The sequence below is a fragment of the Tenacibaculum sp. nBUS_03 genome (assembly GCF_051201695.1).
Classification (GTDB): Bacteria; Bacteroidota; Bacteroidia; order Flavobacteriales; family Flavobacteriaceae; genus Polaribacter.
Map to the genome: position 1 here is coordinate 2,097,186 of NZ_CP179214.1, position 21,831 is coordinate 2,119,016.

General features: G+C 30.3%; 18 protein-coding genes. 9 read left to right on the plus strand and 9 right to left on the minus strand.

Annotated elements, in window-relative coordinates:
- The first annotated feature begins 29 nt into the window (after nt 1–29).
- The gene (locus ACMFBB_RS09780) at nt 30–1,739 is read left to right on the plus strand and encodes a formate--tetrahydrofolate ligase (RefSeq protein WP_435264196.1); all 1,710 of its coding nucleotides are present in this window, start codon (nt 30–32) and stop codon (nt 1,737–1,739) included.
- A gap of 79 nt (nt 1,740–1,818) precedes the next feature.
- Here the strand turns inward: ACMFBB_RS09780 and ACMFBB_RS09785 are convergent, their stop codons facing one another.
- Complete coding sequence (locus tag ACMFBB_RS09785) at nt 1,819–2,613, minus strand: DUF2797 domain-containing protein (RefSeq protein WP_435264197.1); 795 nt, start codon at nt 2,611–2,613, stop codon at nt 1,819–1,821.
- Between the two features lie 94 nt (nt 2,614–2,707).
- On the opposite strand from ACMFBB_RS09785, the gene ACMFBB_RS09790 reads away from it, so the two are divergent.
- The 3 genes from ACMFBB_RS09790 (at nt 2,708) to ACMFBB_RS09800 (ending at nt 5,390) form a co-directional block, all read left to right on the plus strand.
- Nucleotides 2,708–4,216 (plus strand): GH3 auxin-responsive promoter family protein, encoded by a 1,509-nt coding sequence (locus ACMFBB_RS09790; protein WP_435264198.1) that lies wholly within the window; start codon nt 2,708–2,710, stop codon nt 4,214–4,216.
- Nucleotides 4,217–4,777 carry a Crp/Fnr family transcriptional regulator gene (locus ACMFBB_RS09795; RefSeq protein ID WP_435264199.1) on the plus strand — a complete coding sequence of 187 codons (561 nt, stop codon included), beginning with the start codon at nt 4,217–4,219 and terminating at the stop codon, nt 4,775–4,777.
- 70 nt (nt 4,778–4,847) lie between these two features.
- On the plus strand, nt 4,848–5,390 hold the full coding sequence (locus ACMFBB_RS09800; protein ID WP_435264200.1) for a hypothetical protein: 543 nt from the start codon (nt 4,848–4,850) through the stop codon (nt 5,388–5,390).
- Here the strand turns inward: ACMFBB_RS09800 and ACMFBB_RS09805 are convergent.
- The 6 genes from ACMFBB_RS09805 to ACMFBB_RS09830 form a co-directional block, all read right to left on the minus strand.
- Nucleotides 5,368–6,150 carry an ABC transporter permease gene (locus ACMFBB_RS09805; protein ID WP_435264201.1) on the minus strand — a complete coding sequence of 261 codons (783 nt, stop codon included), beginning with the start codon at nt 6,148–6,150 and terminating at the stop codon, nt 5,368–5,370. The genes ACMFBB_RS09800 and ACMFBB_RS09805 overlap by 23 nt on opposite strands.
- A 5-nt stretch (nt 6,151–6,155) precedes the next feature.
- Complete coding sequence (locus tag ACMFBB_RS09810; protein ID WP_435264202.1) at nt 6,156–7,073, minus strand: ABC transporter ATP-binding protein; 918 nt, start codon at nt 7,071–7,073, stop codon at nt 6,156–6,158.
- Nucleotides 7,074–7,183: 110 nt separating this feature from the next.
- Nucleotides 7,184–7,660 (minus strand): hypothetical protein, encoded by a 477-nt coding sequence (locus ACMFBB_RS09815; RefSeq protein WP_435264203.1) that lies wholly within the window; start codon nt 7,658–7,660, stop codon nt 7,184–7,186.
- 35 nt (nt 7,661–7,695) lie between these two features.
- The gene (locus ACMFBB_RS09820) at nt 7,696–8,964 is read right to left on the minus strand and encodes a tetratricopeptide repeat protein (protein ID WP_435264204.1); all 1,269 of its coding nucleotides are present in this window, start codon (nt 8,962–8,964) and stop codon (nt 7,696–7,698) included.
- Nucleotides 8,965–9,217: 253 nt separating this feature from the next.
- Nucleotides 9,218–10,729 carry a M56 family metallopeptidase gene (locus ACMFBB_RS09825; RefSeq protein WP_435264205.1) on the minus strand — a complete coding sequence of 504 codons (1,512 nt, stop codon included), beginning with the start codon at nt 10,727–10,729 and terminating at the stop codon, nt 9,218–9,220.
- A 229-nt stretch (nt 10,730–10,958) separates the two neighbouring features.
- Nucleotides 10,959–11,327, minus strand: a complete 369-nt coding sequence (locus tag ACMFBB_RS09830) for a BlaI/MecI/CopY family transcriptional regulator (RefSeq protein WP_435264206.1) — start codon at nt 11,325–11,327, stop codon at nt 10,959–10,961.
- A gap of 454 nt (nt 11,328–11,781) precedes the next feature.
- Here ACMFBB_RS09830 and ACMFBB_RS09835 point away from each other — a divergent pair, with 454 nt between their 5' ends.
- The 5 genes from ACMFBB_RS09835 to ACMFBB_RS09855 all read left to right on the plus strand — a co-directional run bounded on the left by ACMFBB_RS09835 (nt 11,782) and on the right by ACMFBB_RS09855 (nt 16,871).
- Complete coding sequence (locus tag ACMFBB_RS09835; RefSeq protein ID WP_435264207.1) at nt 11,782–12,285, plus strand: DUF456 domain-containing protein; 504 nt, start codon at nt 11,782–11,784, stop codon at nt 12,283–12,285.
- Between the two features lie 255 nt (nt 12,286–12,540).
- Nucleotides 12,541–14,235, plus strand: a complete 1,695-nt coding sequence (gene lysS / locus ACMFBB_RS09840; protein ID WP_435264208.1) for a lysine--tRNA ligase — start codon at nt 12,541–12,543, stop codon at nt 14,233–14,235.
- Nucleotides 14,236–14,351: 116 nt separating this feature from the next.
- Nucleotides 14,352–15,434: an ABC transporter permease gene (locus tag ACMFBB_RS09845; RefSeq protein WP_435264209.1), complete on the plus strand. Its 1,083-nt coding sequence runs from the start codon at nt 14,352–14,354 to the stop codon at nt 15,432–15,434.
- Between the two features lie 184 nt (nt 15,435–15,618).
- Nucleotides 15,619–16,062 (plus strand): acyl-CoA thioesterase, encoded by a 444-nt coding sequence (locus ACMFBB_RS09850; RefSeq protein WP_435264210.1) that lies wholly within the window; start codon nt 15,619–15,621, stop codon nt 16,060–16,062.
- Nucleotides 16,062–16,871 (plus strand): DNA/RNA non-specific endonuclease, encoded by an 810-nt coding sequence (locus ACMFBB_RS09855; RefSeq protein WP_435264211.1) that lies wholly within the window; start codon nt 16,062–16,064, stop codon nt 16,869–16,871. Before ACMFBB_RS09850 ends, ACMFBB_RS09855 begins: the two co-directional genes overlap by 1 nt.
- A gap of 54 nt (nt 16,872–16,925) precedes the next feature.
- On the opposite strand, the gene ACMFBB_RS09860 is transcribed toward ACMFBB_RS09855, so the two are convergent.
- Both ACMFBB_RS09860 and ACMFBB_RS09865 read right to left on the minus strand, forming a co-directional pair.
- Nucleotides 16,926–18,881, minus strand: coding sequence for a hypothetical protein (locus ACMFBB_RS09860; protein WP_435264212.1), 1,956 nt, complete (start codon nt 18,879–18,881; stop codon nt 16,926–16,928).
- Nucleotides 18,882–19,006: 125 nt separating this feature from the next.
- Entirely contained in the window at nt 19,007–21,778 is a 2,772-nt protein-coding gene (locus ACMFBB_RS09865) for a carboxypeptidase-like regulatory domain-containing protein (protein WP_435264213.1), read from the minus strand.
- Nucleotides 21,779–21,831 lie beyond the last annotated feature (53 nt).

Sequence of the window (21,831 nt, forward strand, 5' to 3'; positions counted from 1 at the left end):
AACAACTTTAATAATTTAATTTATATACAATGGCACATACAACTGACATTGAAGCTCCTAAAACAGCACACTTAACTGATATTGAGATTGCTCAAGGAAAAAAATTACAACACATTAGGCATATTGCTCAAAAACTTAATATAGAAGAAGATAACTTGGAAATGTACGGAAAGTATAAAGCTAAACTTCCTCTAAATTTAATTGATGACGAAAAAATAAAACAGAACAACTTAGTTTTAGTTACAGCTTTAACACCTACACCCGCTGGCGAAGGAAAAACAACTGTTTCTATTGGTTTAACTGAGGGACTAAACAAAGTAGGAAAACAAGCAACTGTGGTTTTACGTGAACCATCTTTAGGTTCTGTTTTTGGAATAAAAGGTGGGGCCGCAGGAGGTGGTTATTCACAAGTAGTTCCTATGGAAGATATTAACCTGCATTTTACAGGTGATTTTAATGCTATTGAAAAAGCAAATAATTTACTATCAGCATTAATTGATAATAACCTTCAAAGTAAAGTTAACAATTTAAACATTGATCCTAGGACAATTCTTTGGAAACGTGTTATAGATATGAATGATCGTGCTCTGCGACAAATTACTATTGGTTTAGGGGGAACAGCAAACGGAATTCCAAGAGAAGATGGCTTCAATATTACTCCTGCATCAGAAGTTATGGCTATTTTATGTATGGCTAATGATTTCAATGACTTAAAAAAACGTTTAGGAAACATTTTCATAGGCTTTACTTTTGATAAAAAGCCTGTTTTTGCTAAAGATTTAAAAGCAGAAAATGCTATGGCTATTTTGCTTAAAGATGCTATAAAACCTAACCTCGTTCAGACATTAGAGGAAAATCCTGCAATTATACATGGTGGTCCTTTTGCAAATATTGCGCAAGGAACAAATACCATTATTGCTACTAAGATGGGATTATCTTTATCAAACTACGTTGTTACTGAAGCTGGTTTTGGTGCCGATTTAGGAGCTGAAAAATTCTTAAATATTAAATCTGCTCACGCAGGGTTAAACCCTAAATGTGTTGTGCTTGTCTCAACAATTAGAGCACTTCGTCATCATGGAGGGGCTCCAAAAGAAGAGTACAATACTCCAAACATAGAGCGTGTTCAAAACGGGTTTAAAAATCTTGAAAAACATATTGAGAACATCCGTAAATTTAATATTGAACCAGTGGTTGCTATTAACTCGTTTATTTCTGATTCAGAGGAAGAAGTTAATTTCGTTATAGAAGCATGTGCAAATCTTGGAGTACAAGCTGTAGTTTCAGAAGGATGGGCTAATGGTGGAGAAGGAACTAAAAACTTAGCCAATGCAGTTATAAATATTGTTGAAAACAAAGCCACGCAATACAAACCTTTATACGATTGGAAAAGCCCTGTAAAAGACAAAATTGAAACGATTGCTAAAGAGATTTATGGTGCTTCAAATGTAGAATATAGTAAGAAGGCACAGCTTAATCTTCGCCGTATTGAACGTCTTGGTTTTAGTGACTTTGCGATATGTATGGCCAAAACACAAAAGTCATTTTCTGATAACGATAAGTTAATAGGAAAACCAGAAGGATTTACCGTAACAGTAAGAGAAATAGAAATAGCTGCTGGTGCTCAATTTATAATTCCTATTTTAGGAAAAATGATGCGTATGCCAGGACTGCCTACCATTCCTGCTTCTGAGGCTATGAGTATTGATAATGATGGTAAAATTTCTGGACTTTCTTAAGCTAAAAATTATAACTTCAATAAAAAGGACCAATCGTTTAAAGTAAACGATTGGTCCTTTTTAAAATTATTTTAAAATACTATTTAACAACAATTTTAACCACTAAACCTTCGTTAGCTCGAACGTTAAAAACAGTATCATCTTCAAAAATAAAATATTGTCCTTTTATTCCAACCAATTTACCTTCATAAGACTCTTGTTTTTTCAAATTCAAACTTTTAGGTTTCAGTGGGTATTTCTTTACAGGAAACTTAATATTTGTTTCTTTGTTGTTTTCAATAAAGTATGCTTTTGCTTCCTCGGGAATAAATTCACGTAACTTTTCTTGCCACGATACCAAACTTTCATCCTCTATATCATTTTTAAGCATCTTTCTCCAATTCGTCTTATCTGCTACATATTCTTTTAGTGCAACCTCAGTAATTCCTGCCAAATACCTATTAGGAACTTCAACAATCTCAATAGCTTCATGGGCCCCCTGATCTATCCACCTAGTAGGTACTTGATTTTTTCTTGTCACTCCAACCTTCACATTACTAGAGTTAGCCAAATACACAATATGGGGTTGTAACTGCGCCTGTTTTTCATATTCTAAATCACGATCTTCAATTCCTAAATGAGCTTTACTTAATTCTGGGCGCATTATCCAATCTCCTGCTTTCGCTGTTTCAAAAAAACATTTTTTACAAAAACCCTGTCTGTAAATCTCTTTCTCTAACCCACAACTCAAGCATTCATAGGTAATAAAATGAAATTCAAGCACTTTTTCTAACAACTGATTCATATTTAAAAAATCAGTTTTCATATCTAAATAATACTGTACCGTTTCTAAATTCTCGGTAGCCATTTTTTTTAACACTCCTTGATAATGCATGTCTTAAATTTTATTACTTTTAGCTAAAAATTTTTGCTGCTCTTCTTTTAAAACAGAAAACACAGCAACAACAAAGCACAAACTTAAAAAATATATGGCGTTTCCGTTTATAAATTCAATCATTTCTTGGTTTTTAAAAAAACGTAAACATCAAGTAGAACTATTTTTAAAATACCCTATTGATGTTCAAAATGAGGTGTTATTAAGGTTACTAAATACTGCTAAGAACACTGAAATAGGCAATCTATACAGTTTTTCTTCTATAGATTCATATGATAAATTTTCTTCCCAAGTTCCCATTCAAAAATATGAAAACATAGAGCCCTTAATAGAGCGCTGTAGAAAAGGCGAACAAAATATTTTTTGGCCTTCTCAAATAAGATGGTTTGCAAAATCTAGCGGTACTACAAATGCGAAAAGTAAATTTATCCCCGTAAGTGATGAAGCTATTGAAAACTGCCACATGAAGGCTGGAAAAGATATGCTATGTTTATATATTAATAACAATCAAAACGCTCAATTATTTAAAGGAAAAGGACTTCGTTTAGGAGGAAGCTCGGCTGTTTATGAAGATAATAATTCTTATTTTGGAGATTTATCAGCTATTATTATTGAAAACATGCCTTTTTGGGCTGACTTTAGCTCTGCTCCTAAACAAGAGGTTGCATTAATGGAGGAGTGGGAAACAAAAATGGAAGCCATTATTGATGAAACTATTAATGAAAACATTACTAGTTTGGTGGGAGTTCCATCCTGGATGCTTGTTTTATTAAATAGAGTTTTAGAAAAAACAGGTAAAAACAACATCCTAGAAGTATGGCCTAATTTAGAAGTTTACTTTCATGGTGGAGTTAACTTCAACCCCTACCGAGAGCAATATAAAAAGTTAATACCTAAGAAAGATTTTAGGTATTACGAAACATACAATGCCTCTGAAGGTTTTTTTGCATTACAAGACCTTAATAATTCAGAAGAACTTTTGTTGATGTTAGATTATGGTATTTTTTATGAGTTTATTCCGATGAGTCAATACAATGGCGAAAACTCAATTGCAATCCCTCTTTCTGAAGTAAAAAAAGGCATTAACTATGCAATGGTTATTACCACAAATGGAGGCTTATGGCGATACTTGATTGGTGATACCATAAAATTCACATCAATTAAGCCTTATAGAATAAAAATCACAGGAAGAACAAAACATCATATCAATGTTTTTGGTGAAGAACTTATTATTGAAAATACAGAAGAGGCCTTAAAAGCAGCTTGTAATAAAACCAATGCTAGTATTAAAGACTACACTGTGGGCCCTATTTTTATGGATGGTAAAAAACAAGGAGCTCATGAATGGATTATTGAATTTAACAAGGCTCCCGAAAACTTAGCTTTTTTTACTGAATTATTAGATAACTCATTAAAAACCTGTAATTCTGACTATGAAGCTAAACGTTATAACAACATGACCTTATCAATGCCTAAAATTCATAAAGCTCGCAAAGGGTTATTTTATGACTGGTTAAAAAGGAAAGGTAAGTTGGGAGGGCAACACAAAGTACCTCGCCTATCAAATCAACGTGAATTTATTGAAGAATTATTAAAATTATAAATGATTGATTATTCTCAAAAAAACGTCTCTTTTTTACTAGAAAACCCTGAATTGATGGAAGCTCTTCAAGAAATCATGACTTTCAAAAGTTTTTCTAAGCATGATATTATTCATGAAGCCGGTACAATTTGCAACAACTTTTACATCATAACTTCAGGTATAGCTCGTGTTTTTTATTATAAAGAAGACAAAGATATTACTGTACATTTTTCTGCAGAACAAGAAAGTATCACCTCTATTGACAGTTTAATTCAACGAAAAAAAAGCAAATACAATATTCAGGCATTGGAAGATTTAGATACTTTTGTAATCAATATTAATGATATAGAAAAAATACTTGAAAATAATCCTAAACACGAACGCTTTGGGCGCTTATTCTTGCAACAAATATATATTGAATTAGTTGAACGAATTGAATACATACAATTACATACCGCACAAGAACGCTACGAAATTTTACTTAATAAAAAACCATATTTATTTCAACGTGTTTCATCAAAACATATCGCCTCATTTTTGGGGATGACTCCTGAAACATTCAGTAGAATTAGAAAGAAATAATTTCTTGACAATTGTCAAGAATTATTGTGATTTTACAAAATACATTTGTACCACACAATTCTAATTAACTATGACAGTTTCAGAAAAACTAACTATATTTTATAAAGAAAATAACCTTTCAGAAGAAGGAGGCGTAAATGAAGACTTTTTTTATTTAAAATTTAGACTTTTTACAGTAAAACTTCCTAATTCTCAATTTAGAAAAAACGTAGTCCATATTCATGATATTCAACATATATTGTATAATTGTGATATTAGCTGGAAAGGTGAGGCTTTTATAGCTGGCTGGGAAATAGCCACAGGGCTTTGGAAACATATCCCTATTGGTTTTATGAGTTTATGGGCAATGGGATTTTCTTCATTAACACACCCTAAAGAAGTTTGGAAAGGATATAAAACTGGATTATCCGTTAAAGGAATCATTGACTTAAAAATGACAAAAGAGGAATTACTAAAACTTCCTATAGAAAATTTAAAAAAAATAATTATAAAGAAAAAACCCACTAAAATAAATACTTTTCAGCGGGTAATTTATAATTTCTGGGTTATATCAAGTTTAATTACTTTATTCTTCCCTTTACTATTAATTATTATTTTATATTTAATCTTTTAACATCTAAATACCCCAACACACTGGTTACTAAAAAACATAAAATACTGTAAACAGTTACTGATGAAACTCCAAAAGTTTGCGGCATTTTATCTCCTAGTGATATTGACAAAACATTATATGAATAGGGAAAATAAATAGATTCAGGCGCTTGAAAAGCAATTAAACCTAATATTATAAAAACCATTCCTACAGATAAAGGAACTATAAAATTTTTAAATCTAAAACTTAACCAAAACTGAATCCCAACAATTCCTAGAGAAGCAATAAATGAAGTTCCTAACATTTTTATGTAGCCCATATGATCTGGTTGAAAATCTAAAAATGCTAAATCGGGATAAAAAAAACCTAGTAAAATTCCAAAAAACAAAATCGCTATGTAAAAATACACGTATGTACTTATAATTGAAAAGAGAACAATAGATAATTTACCAAAATACACACTCCATTTAGGTATTGGCAATGCAAATAAATGTTTTATTCCTGTTGCTTTATGTTCTACCTGAATTATTAAACTAGTAATTAACACTATAAATAAAGGCACAAAAAAAGGGATCGAGTTTTCCACCTGATTTAAAGTGTATTTATCCCAAGGGTTTACTCCTTCACCAGGTACTAATTTTGCATGTTTAATAGCATAAGCAATAAAAAACAGTAAAGGAATTATTAAAGCACTAATGATGGTTAACCAAAAAGCAAAAGTTCTTTTTAATTTAATTAATTCATTTTTGGTATTAGATATATAAAATGTAATTGCTGACATAACTATTAATTTTCTGTTAATGATAAAAAAAGCTCTTCTAAATTATTTTTAATACTAGCTTGAAACACTTGAATTTCATTCACTCTAAAAGCATCAATAACTTTCGTTATCTCTTCTTTGGTTTCTACCTCTATTTTTATAAAATCATCTTCTGTAGATAAATTTTCTTTGTTCAAAACTTCTAAAACAACCATTGCGTCAATGAACTTATCTACTTCAATTTCAACAATCATATTTTTACTTTTTGATTGTTTTAATGATTTTACCGTATCTTGATATAACATTTTACCATTTCTTATAATACCAACATGAGTACATGTTTTTTCAATTTCACTTAACAAATGACTAGATATAAAGACTGTAGTTCCATATTTTTGATTCAACTCCTTAATCAACTCTCTCATTTCAATAATCCCCTTAGGATCCAAGCCATTGGTTGGCTCATCTAAAATTATGAGTTCAGGATTACTAAGTAATGAAATAGCCAACCCTAAACGCTGCTTCATTCCTAATGAATAAGCTTTGACTTTTTTCTTCTTCGCATGAATTAACCTAACAATTTCTAGTACTTCATCAATCCTTTCTAGAGATATTTTCCCTCTATAATTTGCTGCAATCTTTAAATTCTCAACCGCATTCAAATGCTCATACAACGATGGATTTTCTATCAAGGCTCCTATTTTATGCAAACTTTTAATTCTGCTTCCTGAGTTAAATGATTCTCCAAATAAGGAAACATACCCTGCTTGCTTTTTTAAAAGTCCTAAAATTAAACGAATAGTCGTGCTCTTTCCAGAACCATTTGGCCCAAGAAAACCATAAACACTCCCTTTAGGTACCTGAAGTGCTAAACTATCAATATCTTTTCTTGATTTTGAATAAGAGAAATTGAGGTTTTTGGTTTCTACAATTAATTGATTCATATTTTGGTTTTATTAGTTTACTTATTTTGTAAACGAATCAATTATAAGTTTGTAACAGGAACCTGAGTTTTTAACATTTAAAAATCAACATATTAAGCTCTTAAAAAACATCAGTAGTTTTTAATGGCAATTTTAACGGGCAATGTATATTGAGTAGTAACTGGAATTCCTCTTTTAATTGCAGGAAATATTTTAGGAAGTTTTTTGACTGAAACCTTTAATAAACTATCTAAAGCTGGTAATTTTTCTAAAACAATGTTAGAAGCTTCAATATCTTTAAGCTGAACTGTGCCGTAATTGTTTATGACCAAGTGAACATAAATTACCTCGTCTATATCTTCATCTACAATAAAGTCAATTTCACTTAATGAACGTGCTATATTAGCTTGGATTTCAGACCGAAAACACTCATTTTTGGTATTAGAATCAAGTTCTTTGCATTTCTCAAATGAAGGAGAAACATCTACTTTAGATAAATTAATAATAGTATCAATATACTGATTATTGTTCTTTCTAGTAAAAGAAAAGTAATCACAGGATACTATAGAGAATAGAACTATACAAAAAATCACATTTCGAATGTGCATTTCACTGATTTTTAAGTGAAAATACAAAAAAACTATTAGTCTAACACTTCTCCTTTTTTAAAATAAAATTTTTTTATTTCTATCAATCTTCTTTTAACATGATCAGAAAGAACAGAATCTTTCATTTCAAATCGATTCATATAACCTTTGTAATGCTTATAAGCTATTTTTTTATTTTTATAATAACTTTCAGAAACTGTAGCCAATTGATACAATGCTTTATAATTTCTATAGTTTTCTTTTAAGGCATTACCATAGGCTTTTATTGCTAACTTTGGATTATTTAATTCCTCATAAGTTCTAGCCAGTTTATAATACTCAACATCTCGTAATTCTTTACCTATAAAGGTAGCATACATATATCTTAAACTTGCTTCTTTATACTTTTTTTGATCAAAAGAAACATCTCCTAAATATCCGTAAATTCTATAATCAAGATGATCTATTTGCTTAGCTTTAGTAAAGTACTCTTCAGCTTTTTGGTATTTTTTTAAATTATAAAAACTACGCCCTAACATATTTTGAGTGTATAGTTCATTTCGTTTTAATGTATCTATCTTTTTCAGTATCTGAATTGCCTCAGCATACTTTTTTCTTCTATAAAGACTATTAATTTTTAATTTATTTAATTTGATATGGCTTGGATTGATTTCCAAACCTTTATCAATAAATATCTTAGCTGAATCTCGATATCTTAAAGCAGTATAAGAATGTGCTAAAAACTCTATAGCTTTTATATGAGCTTTATCTTTCTTGTAAGCTTCTAAAAAACTATTTATTTTAAGATTTCTCTTTTTAAGTAACTTATATGCTAATCCTTTGTAATAATAATAATTTGCATTTGCACTATCTCTTTCAATAAGCTTTTTAAAAATAGTGATTGCTTTTTTCGGTTTTTTAATTAGCAGATACAGTTTACCCAACTGATAACTTATTAATAAATTATCTGGATCTTTGTTAACAATATCTTTGAATACAGTTATAGCTTTAGGAAAGTATTTTGTTTTCTTATACAACTTTCCCAACTTAACTCTAGTTGTATAATCATCTTTTATAATCAATGCCTTTTCATAATACATAATTGCCAATTTTACATTATCAATTACCTCATAAATAGACGCAATTTTCCTATTAGACAAAAACGTTTCTGGCATATTCTTTAATGATATTAACGCCTTATTATATCTTCCTCTATTAATTAATTCATCTATGGATTTAAAAGCCGAAGTTTGCGCTTCGACTTTTATAATTCCAATAATAAAAATAATAAGTACTATTTTCTTTTTCATTATATTTAATCTCATAGTTTTATTTTGGTTGAACCCAATAAATTAAATTTAGGAAAAGCTTATAATTTCTGATGTTTCTTCAACATTCAGAACTACTTTAACGTGTTTTACTATTATTAATTGAACAACAGAATAGTTAATTCTTTAAAATCGCTACTATCTGATTTTCTTTTTTGAGAACTAGAAAGTATTTTCCACCTATTACTTGTAATGCAAAAATTCAATACGCAAACGATGGTACAGAAACTAAAACTGTAGTTGTCTTAAATTATTTGATAGAAAAAACTATTGGTAAGGTATACCCTACTTTAACAGGCTTATTTTCATGCTTACCAGGTATCATTTTAGGTAACTTTCTTATAACCTCCATAGTATGTTGTTTTAATTTAGGATGTGGAGCTCTTACTTGTAAACCGGTTATATTTCCATTTTCATCTATTTTAAACACCGCGTATATTTTTTTCTTTCCAGGTTCTAAAGCTAAATTACTAGCCAAGTTCGTGTCAAAGTTTCGAGCTATAAATTTTTGCATACTTTTATTAAAACAATCTTTATCACCTTCAGGACACCCTGGGAAGGTTGGAGCTTCATCAATAATGCTAAAAGGAACATTGTCTCTTCCCCCCCCTTTTTCATTAACCATCTTTCCTTTTCTATGCATCCCTATTACCTTTCTACCATTAAAATCATAGAGCTTACAATAAAATACATCCTTATCTTTCTTTTTTTCTAAAAATCTTTCTTGAAATTTAAGAAACTCTTCTTTTTCGTTTTCATCTAATTCTTTTAAACTTATTTCCTTTCCAAGAGGTTCTTCATTAAACGATATAAGAAAATCTAAATACGTTTCTGTGTTCGTTTCTTGAAATTTTTTCTTTCCTCCAAAATAAATTTTTTGTAGTTGTTTCTTTGCCTCCAACTCTTCTAATTTATTGCCACTACATGAGGTATATAGTATCATACTTCCTAGAATTGGTATTAGTAATAAATACTTTAATTGCATAATTTTTTTTGATTGCTTTTTCGTCATCATAATAATTCGTTTTTTGATTAATGAATGTTTATAAAATTGATTAATAAATGAAATACTCTCTACTTGAAAAATATCAGAAAGTAAATTATTTATATAGTTTTCTTTTTCTACCGATTTGCTTACAACAGCATCTGATATATATTCATGTACCAATGAAATTCTGTGTTGATACACATATACCATTGGATTAAACCACATAATTACCCTCAAAAACTCAAAAAGCAACAAATCAACCGTATGTTTTTGTTTACTATGCACTAATTCATGTTGAATAATTTTTTCTTGCTTATCAGTAGAAATTTCTTTTCCTAAAAAAATATAATTGAAAAATGAAAATGCTTTAGAATTTTTAGGTAACATAATCAAGCTATACCCCTCTTTCCTTATTCTTTCATTTTTTACAATTAAACGAATAACTCTAGTTAGTTTGTAAACAAATACAATACAAAAAAGTAAACATCCAATCATAAAAAAAACATTTAAATAGTTAATAGATTGGTACCATGCTGATTTTTCAATTACTTGTTGAGGAGACAAAACAACCTCTGGCAACAAAATTGTATACTCTAATGGTATGGCCTTTTGAAATGAGGGTAGCTTTACTAATGGAAGTACAAATGATACTAATGCTGTACTAATTAGATATACTCTATTTTTAGTAAAGAAAGTTTCTTTACTTAAAAAGAAATCATACACCCCAACAAACAATACCTGAAATAAAACTACTTGAATTATATAATTTATCATGAATACTTGTTTTTTAAAATTTGGTAATGATATTTTTCCACATTTAGCAAAATCATCACTCTTTTTGATTAATACTTTAACTTCCTTTCCTTCGCAAACTCTTTAATTAACTTTTTATCCTTCTGAATGTTTCATCAATTAAATCACATATTCAAATGCATACTTCTTTATAGATGCATTCTTATGAAAAGAAATTTTATTGAAAACCAAAACAAGACCTATCTTACTTCTAACTATTTTTATTCTTATCTACTTCTTTCAGAATATTTTCAAGTTCTGTTATATCCATTTTATTTTCCTTCATAAAAAAAGACACCATACTTTTAAATGAACCTCCAAAATATCCGTTCATTAACTTATGTAAACTTTGATTACTATAAGATGATTTTTCAATTATTGGAAAATACACATATCCTCTTCCTTTTGACTTATGCCCAACAAATTCTTTAGTTTCTAAAATTCTAATTATTGTTGACACTGTATTATACGCAGGTTTTGGTTCTGGTAACTCTGCTATTACTTCTTTTACTGAAGCTTCATTTAATTGCCATAACACTTGCATTATCTGCTCTTCTGCTTTTGTTAACTGTTTACTCATAAATAATTCGTTTAGCACTTATTAAGTGCACTCAATTTAAACTCGATGTTTTTAATTTTAAATTGTCTTTTCATACTTCAACAACAATTTTTATTCCTTCTTTTTTAGCGTTTTATATTGACATCTAAACCTCCTTTTCTTAAGCCTTATTTATAAGCTCTAAAATTTTTCCCAAAAGAGAGGGCCTGCATCTTATCCTCGCACTTAGCAACTTTTAAACTAACGTTTATATACAGCATCCTTCTACTAACAATATGGAACCACTGCTATTTGACCAAACGAATGTCTCATACAAAAAGTTAAAAAACACTAACACTAACTTTTTTGCGCTTCAAATATAACTAAAAAATTAGTTTAAACTAATTTTTTAGTTATAAAAATGTAACAAAATATTCTTTTCATCGTCATAATACTATAAAACCTGAAGGTTTTACTCAAAATTTAGAAATTTACTATGGACACTTTTTTATTACTTCTTGGCTTGTTATTTGTTTTTTTAGGGATAGTTGGTTCTTTTTTACCAATTCTTCCTGGTCCAATTACAGGATGGGCAGGATTATTAGTACTTCATCTAACCAATGCAGTACCTATGAACAAAACGTTTCTAACCATTACATTCGTAATAGCATTAACAATATTTATTTTAGATTACTTTATACCTGCAATGGGAACTAAAAGATTTGGAGGAACAAAATATGGGATTTATGGCACTACTATTGGATTAATTATAGGTCTATTATCTCCTATTCCTTTTGGAATACTAATAGGCGCTTTTGCTGGAGCATTAATTGGTGAATTATTATATGATAATAAGGATGTTAACAGAGCACTAAAAGCTTCTTTTGGGGCATTTCTGGGCTTTTTAGCTTCAGTAACTATTAAATTTTCGGTTGCAGTAATTTATTTTGTACTATTCATTATAAAATTCTGGGAATACAAAGGTGATTTTTGGAGCTAAATAAAACCAAAAAAAAAGCAACCCATCTCAGGGAAGCTTTCCATTGGTAACAAAACCATGGTGCATTTAAGCACCTTAACAACACAACTAAACGCTGCCCTAAAAAAGACAGCCTGCAAATATACAACCTTTATTTTACTATACAAGAAAAAAAATATTTTTTTTGACAAAACTCAGTTTGTCTTACATTGGTTTATTTTGTAATTGATTGTATCTTTGTCCTTTTAAATATAAGAAACACTTAAAAATAAAGTAATGCAATTATCAGAACAAGAAGTTGTACGTAGAGAAAAGTTAGGCAGATTACGTGAATTAGGTATCAATCCTTATCCAGCTGATTTATTTCCAGTAAATCACAATTCCAAACAGATTAAAGCTGATTTTTCTGAAGAAAAACAGGTGATTGTTGCTGGTAGGCTGATGGCTATAAATGTGCAAGGAAAGGCTTCTTTTGCTCAATTACAAGATGCTGAAGGTAGAGTTCAAGTATATTTTAATAGAGATGAAATTTGTCCTGGTGAAGATAAAACTTTATATAATACTGTTTTTAAAAAATTATTAGATTTAGGTGATTTTGTTGGAATTGAAGGAGAGCTGTTTAAAACAAAAGTAGGCGAAATAACTGTTAAAGTTAAAAGTTTTAAATTATTAAGTAAGTCATTAAAACCCTTACCTATTCCAAAAGAAAAGGATGGAGTGGTATATGATGCCTTCACTGATCCTGAATTGCGTTACCGTCAGCGTTATGCTGATTTGGTAGTTAACCCACATGTAAAAGAAGTTTTCGTTAAACGTACAAAGTTGTTTACTGCAATGCGAAGCTTCTTTAATAAGGCCGGTTATTTTGAAGTTGAAACTCCTGTTTTACAACCGATTCCTGGAGGTGCCGCCGCAAGACCTTTTATTACTCATCATAATGCATTAGATGTTCCTCTATACATGCGTATTGCCAATGAACTTTATTTAAAACGTTTAATCGTTGGTGGTTTTGATGGTGTATATGAATTTTCAAAAAACTTCCGTAATGAAGGAATGGATAGAACTCACAATCCTGAGTTTACAGCAATGGAAATCTATGTAGCCTATAAAGATTACAACTGGATGATGGACTTTACTGAAAGACTTTTAGAACACTGTGCTATCGCTGTAAATGGAACGACTGAAGCTACTTTTGGCGAACATAAAGTTGATTTTAAAGCTCCATATGCCCGTGTTACTATGGCTGACTCTATCAAGCATTTTACCGGTTTTGATATCACCAACAAAACTGAAAATGAAATAAGAGATGCCGCCAAGGAAATGGGAATTGAAGTTAATGACACCATGGGGAAAGGAAAGTTAATTGATGAAATTTTCGGTGAAAAATGTGAAGGAAATTACATACAACCAACATTCATTACTGACTACCCAAAAGAAATGTCTCCACTTTGTAAAGAACATAGAGAAAATTCTGAATTAACAGAGCGTTTTGAATTAATGGTATGTGGAAAAGAAATTGCTAATGCATACTCAGAACTAAATGACCCTATAGATCAACGTGAACGCTTTGAACATCAATTAAAACTAGCTCAAAAAGGAGATGATGAAGCTACTGAATTTATTGATGAAGACTTTTTACGTGCTTTAGAATACGGTATGCCTCCTACCTCTGGATTGGGTATAGGAATGGATCGATTAATTATGTTCTTAACAAACAATCAATCTATACAAGAAGTGTTATTCTTTCCGCAAATGAGACCAGAAAAGAAAGCACCTTCTATAGAACTCAATGATGAAGAAAAAGCTGTTTTAGCAATTATTGAAAAAACTGAGAAAATAGATTTAAACGAACTAAAAACTCAATCAGGTTTATCAAATAAAAAATGGGATAAAACCATAAAAGGTTTAACAAAAAACAAATTAGCAAAAGTTGAAAAGACTACAGAAGGTTTATTTGTAGAAATTGTTTAACCTGTTAACAATTTATATATGAGAGAGCAATCAAGTTATTTTGATTGCTCTTTTTTTATTTAAAAAACGTCTCCTTAAAAGTTGGTGAAGAGGTTTCTAATCAATAATTTTGACTAATGAAGGATTCAAATTCTCTTTGGCAAGTTGCTCTTCAAAAATTCAAACAAAAAAAAACTGGAGTTTTTAGTTTTTGTTATATTATTTTGTGTGGTCTGATAGCCATTTTTTGTTACATACTTGCTCCAGATAATAGCTACGCAGCAAACAATATGCATTTAGAAATTCATTCTAAACCTCCGGGTTTTTCTGTTAAAATGCTCACCATTCCTACATCTTCGTCTAAAGAACAAAAACAATCTTGGTTTTCTATTTTTATGAACGGAAAAATTAATAACGACAATGAAACCCCTATAAAATACATCAAAGTTAAGAACCAAGAACTCGAGGTAGCAAACTACTCTGATGGTTTAATTAAACAATACCCTATATCTCTTTTTGAAAATCAACCCGAAAAATACATCCGTCAGAAAACATTTTGGTTTGGAACAGATAAATATGGTAGAGATTTATTAAGTAGGTTACTAATTGGTGCTAGAATTTCATTTTTCATAGGCTTTATTGCCGTTTTTATTTCTCTGATAATTGGGATACCTATAGGAGCTGTTGCTGGTTATTTTGGAGGAAAAATTGATACTTTAATCATGTGGTTTATTAACATTACATGGTCAATTCCAACTTTACTACTCGTTATTGCAATAACATTAGCTCTAGGCAAAGGTTTTTGGCAAGTTTTTATAGCTGTAGGACTGACCATGTGGGTAGAAGTTGCACGTGTAGTTAGGGGACAAGTCATCACCACTAAACAACAGCAATATGTAGAAGCTGCAAAAGCTCTAGGGTTTTCTGATTTTAGAATTATTTTTAAACATATTCTACCTAATATTTTAGCTCCAATAATTGTAATTTCTGCTGCAAATTTTGCTGCCGCTATTTTAATTGAAAGTGGACTAAGTTTTTTAGGCATCGGAGCACAACCACCAACTCCTTCTTGGGGAGCAATGATTAAAAATCATTATAATTATATAATTTTAGGTAAACCCTACTTAGCAATCATTCCTGGATTAGCTATTATGAGCTTAGTTATGGCTTTTATGTTGGTTGGTAATACACTTCGAGACGCTTTAGACGTAAAAACTTAAATACCTATGGAATCTTATCAAAACAAGTATTTACATCGCTAAAAGCCAAAAAAAATAAACGTATTTTTTATTTGAAGTTGTATTGTAACGAATTCGCAAAGCTTTTAAGCATTTAATTTATCTAATAAGTACCTTTGCTGAAAATAATTCGTTTTGAACAAATTTCCAATTTACAATATTTAATATGAGTTTTACAGTAAATTTCACTACAAGATGGGCTGATTTTGATGCCAATATACACATGCGTCATACTGCTTATAATGATTATGCTGCTGAGGTTAGACTTCGCTTTTTTAAAGAACATAATATTACTATACAAGATTTTACTAAAGAAAAAATAGGCCCTATTTTATTTGAAGAAAACACCAAATTTTTAAAAGAAATACATATGGGAGAGGACATTTCTGTAAATTTAAAAGTTACCGGATTGTCTAATAAAGGAGAACGATGGAAAATTCAGCATGAAGTTTTTAATGGTCGTGGTAAATTGTCTGCAATTATTACTGTATATGGTGCTTGGTTAGATTTAGCAAAGCGAAAATTATCAACTCCGCCAATTAAATTCCAAGAAATTTTTAATGATGTGGAAAAAACGACCGATTTTCAAGAAATTTTACTAAAACAATAATGAGTAATTCTCGGAAAATAAAGTTGATCGCTACGATAATTATTCTTTCTATCGGATTATGGACACAATGGACTGAAAAAAAAGAAAGTAATTCTAATAAAGGCAAGGAGTTAGTTCATAAAACCTCAAAATCTTTCAACTATTTACCAACATCAACAACAGGAACTATTATTAAACATGAGGGCTACCAATTATCATATAGTGAAAAACACGAACAAGCGGAATGGGTAGCATATTCATTAAATAAGAGTGATATTGTTTCTACCAAACACAAACGTCCGTTTTTTATAAGAGACCCGAAAGTAAGCACAAAATCTGCCGACTGGAGAAGTTACAGAAACTCTGGCTATGACAAAGGGCATTTATGTCCTGCTGGAGACAAACGTTCCTCAAAAAAAGCACATGATGAAACTTTTTACACCTCAAATATTTCTCCTCAAAAACACGATTTTAACGCAGGAATATGGAATAAGCTAGAACAAAAAACACGTTATTGGGCTAAAAAATACAATCATTTATACATAGTTACTGGTGGTATTTTAAAACCTAATTTAAAAACCATTGGCAAGAATAAAGTTAGTGTTCCTAAACACTTTTACAAAATATTGCTAGATTATACAAAGCCAGAAATTAAGGCAATTGCTTTCTTGCTACCTCATCAAAAAAGTAATAAACCTTTATATAGTTTTGTTGTTTCAATTGATGAAATAGAAAAAATTACTGGTATTGATTTCTTTCCTAACCTTCCAAATTCTATAGAAACCAAGTTAGAGGCTTCTACAAATTACAAGAACTGGAGCTTTAGATAAAATAAAAAAACCAAGCAAATTGCTCGGTTTTTTTATTTTAAAAGTGAGTTATTACTATAATCCTGCTTTTTTCCAAGACCATCCAGAAACATCTACTTTAGCTCCTTTATTATACTTCTCTGAAGTTGAAGCATCTTTACCATCAATTTTAACATTAGATAAATCTCCTCCATCTTTCATGTCAATCTCTTTACTGTAACCTTCTAAATATAGATTAGTTATCGTAGCACCTGATTGCTTTTTAAATTGTAAAGCTGTACCTCCTACAGATGAAATAGCTGTTACGTTTTCAAAATTAGGATTGTTATTAAGTTTGTCTCCTTCAAAAGCTGTTGAAAATCCTGATTTAGTATGAGAAATGTAAGTGTTTGTTACTTTTCCATTCCATCCCTCAGTCCAATCTATAGAGTCATCTTCATTGTTTTCTAAATAAATATTCTTCACAGAAACAGTACCCCCAAAAAACTCAATTCCATCATCAGCTCCGTTAATTACTGAAACATTTTCAATTGTAGTTCCAGAACCTACAGCATATAAAGAAATTCCATTATACTGAGAATCTAAGTTAATTTGAGCACCAGTACCTTTAATTACTAAATGTTTAATTACTCCTGAATTATCATCATCAGTAGTACCTCCATATTTAAAACCTCCAACTTCAGCTGTTACATCAGTTCCAGCAGTAGTAGTTGCCTTACCACAAATAGTTAACCCTCCCCAATCACCAGGATTTTCAGCAGCTGAAGACATTACCACTGGCTTAGCAGCAGTACCATTAATGTTTATTTTTCCACCTTTTAAAACAGCTATATAAACATCAGTCCCTTTAGGATCAACAATGATTTTAGTTCCAGCTTCAATATTTAAAGTAGCTCCATCTTTTACGATGTAAGATCCTTTTAAATTATATGTTTTATCTGAAGTTAATGTTACAGTACCGGTAACTTCACCTTGTAATGGAGTAACACTTGTAGCTTCACCAGTAATGAAATTCCATCCTGAAATATCAACTTTAGTTCCAGTATTATAGTTTGCTGAAGTAGTTGCAGCTGAACCATCAATAATAACATTTGCTAATGGTCCGTTATCTTTCATATCTATTTGTTTAGTATAACCATCAAGAAATAAGTTAGTGATAGTAGCTCCAGAAGTTTTCTTAAACTGTAATGCAGTACCTCCAACAATAGACATAGCTGTTAAATTTATTAACTTAGGATTCTTATTATCTTTATCTGCCTCAACAACAGTAGAAAAACCTTTTTTCGTGTTTAAAATATAAGAATTTTCAACAGTACCATTCCAACCTTCAGTCCAGTCAATTGCATCATCTTCTAAATCTTCAAGATAAATATTCTTAGCAGAAACAGTTCCTCCAAAAAACTCAACACCATCATCAGCTCCATTAAAAACTGCTATATTTTCTATAACTGTACCAGAACCAACTGCATATAAAGAAACTCCATTATACTGAGAATCTAAATTAATTTGAGCACCGGTTCCTTTGATTACTAGGTTTTTAATTACTCCTGAATTATCATTATCAGTTGTTCCTCCATATTTAAAACCTCCAACTTCAGCAGTTACATCAACACCTGCTGTAGTAGTTGCTTTACCACAAATTGTTAACCCTCCCCAATCTCCTGGGTTACCATCTGTTGAAGTCATAACAACTGGGTTTGAGTTTGTTCCATTAATATTTATTTTACCTCCTTTTAAAACAGCTAGATAAACATCTGTACCTTTTTTATCTGCTATAATACTTGTTCCAGCAGGAATAGTTAATGACGCTCCTTCAGCAATGATAAAAGACCCTGTTAAACTGTATGAATTACCAGTTAAAGTATAACTCTCTTTTAACGTACCATTCATTTCACCAGCTTTTAACTTAGCCACAACATCAGATACCTGAGGTGGAATTACGTCTGGATCATCACTTCCACAGCTTGTGAAAGTTAAAGCAGCAATTGACAATGCTGATATACTTAAAATTTTAACTAAAGATTTTTTCATTTTGTTTGTATTTGTAAGTTTTGTTTTTCTCCGTACAAAGAAATCAACCTTATCTTTTGTTTTATTTAACAGAATATTAATTATTCGTTATGAAAATCAACCAACTTTAATTTTAAGTTAACTGACTAAAATTTATAACTTAAACTAAATGAAACATTTCTACCTTTTTTATAAAGGCTTACTGTTTCGTTTGTTTCAACACCTGTATTTAAGTTTCTAACTAACTGATTTTGCTCAATTTTAGGGTCTAATAAGTTTCTACCTACTAATTTAACAACTAAGTTTTTTGTTAACTTTTTACTTAATACTAAATCAAGTGTAATGAATCCTTTTTCTATAATCTCATCATTATATATAGTAGCTCTTTCAGCAAAATCTTCAGGAACACCTAAGGCGAAAATTTTATCTGATGAATAATTTCCTGTTAATGTAGCAATGAATTCATTTTCTTTTCTATTATTATAACTTAAAGATGCATTCAAAATTAAATCAGAAGCCCCTTGAAGGTTCGATTTTACCTTGTCCTTATACTGGAAATTTGGTAACAAATCTTGATTAAACCACATTTTAGTAATGTTCCCCGTTGCACTTAATATACTTTTATCATCTTCATTGTTAACGATATTCATTTTACCTTCTAATTCAACACCATAAACATCTGCTTTTTCACCTGTATTAAAATAACTGAAGTATCCTGAAGAACCTCTAGTCATTACTAAGTTTATTGGATTTTTAATTTGTTTATGGAAAGCAGTAGCTGAAATTAACTCAGACCTAGATGGAAATAATTCCCATTTTAAATCTAGGTTATAGACATCAGATTTTTCAAGATTCTCATTTCCTAAAACAACACGACCTGAAGGAGACACATACCCAAAAGGAGCTAACTCTTTGAACTCTGGTAAAGTTTGTGTGACACTAGAAGCAAAACGAATAAAGCTATTTTCGTTTAACTCATATTTTAAATTTACACTTGGAAACAAACTAGAATATACTTTATTAGCACTACCAAATCTATTAACTCCATCAGGACTAATATAGTTCCCTACATTCCACACTACATCAATTTCATCTCTTTCAAATCGTAATCCAATATTTCCTGATAATTTATTATCAAATTTAAAATCAAAATTTGTGTACGCTCCTAAAGCTAAAAACTCACCTTTATAAGCATCTGGTAATTGCTCTCTCAAAATTAATCCAGCACTTTCTCCTAACTGAAGTATTAATGATAACTCATCTATTGAAGGAGCCCTCACACCTCTTGCTCTAAAACCTTTAAATAAAGACCTAAAGCTTCTTTCTTTTTTACGAAAGTTCAAACCATAGTTTAACTTGTATGGCTTTACTTCATCTTCATTTGCAAAACCTAAAGCCCATTTGTTTTCTACAAAAGCATTATACTCTTTATCTTCAATTTTCTGGCTTGTTTTTCTTTGTTGATAATCTCCAACACTTGCAAACTCAATTAAAGAACTATTATCAATATCTAAAATATTTACTTCATTTCTAATTCTGTTTGGCTCTTCAGCTAACACAAAATTATAACCAGTTGCCCAGTTTAGCGTATTATTTTCATTCCACTTATGTTCCCCCATTAATTGATTAACAAACATGGTAGTTTGTTTAAAGTTTTGGTCTCGTACAAAAGCACCATTCTCTTGTGGATCTTGATCAAAAACGTACCCTCTACCATTTCTACCTTGCTCGTATAAATTATCTAACCCTGTATTTACAAAAAGAGTATTATACTTTAATTTATTATTATCATTTAATTTTACAGCTACTCTAATATATCCTGAAGTGTTAGTTCTTGCCATAAAGTTTTCTACATCACCTTCATTTTCAGAAAAAGATGTATTTAAAACATTTGCTCTAAAACTTCTAAATAAACCACTTCTGTATTCATTTGATTTATTGTGAGAAGCAGAAGCTAAAACTTTCCATTTCTTTCCAAAAAGCTCAAACTTCTTAGCTCCAGAAAAAGAGAAACTATAGTTAATAGGTGTGCTAGCTTCTTTAGTATCCCAACCTTGTAACGTTAATTGATTTAATAAAGCGTATTTCTTTTTGTGAAATCCAAAAGTAACATCATCACTAATGACAGTTCTTCTGAAATTATCAACATCTAAAGCATTTGTATTTGCTCCTCCACTTAAACTTAATGAAAATCCGTTTTTAGAAAATTCTTTGGTAATAACATTTACGTTACCAGAAGCTTGATCTGTATAATTTGAAGTATTGTAGGTTTTACTAATCTCAACATTGCTAATTACATTGGTTGAAAATAACCCTAAATCAATATTTTTATTAGCTATATCATCAGAAGGAACTGGTAAGCCGTTCATTGTAGTAGATAAATACCTATCACCTAAACCACGAATGTATATATTTCCTGTTCCCTCACTTTGAGTGACTCCAGATATTTTGGTAGTTGCGGTTGCTGCATCTGAAACTCCTCTTTTAGCCAATTCTAATGCGCCGATACTCTCTTTAATTACTGTAGCTTTCTTTTGTTTTAAAAGTAAAGCACTTTCTTTTTCCTTACTAACTGTTGCGTTTATAGTTACATTATCTAAAGCAACTCCTTCATTTGGACCAAGTTCTTGGTTAACTACAATAGTTTGATCAGATTTTACTATGATTGTTTTTTCTACAGTTTCATAACCTACAAAACTAAAAACAAGAATTCTACTTCCTGCTGGTACACTAATAGAATACTTCCCATCAATATCTGTTGTCCCCCCTATTGATGTACCTTTAATATAAACACTAGCAAAAGGTAAAGGCTCACCGTTCATTTCTTTATCTGTAACGGTTCCTGATACAGTTCCTTTACTTTGTGAAAAGGCTAAATTACATAAGCTTAAAAAAGCTACAAACAATAATTTTTTCATTCTAACTTTAAATTCTGTTTATTTATCCTGCAAAAGTGGAGCAGTTTTGTAAA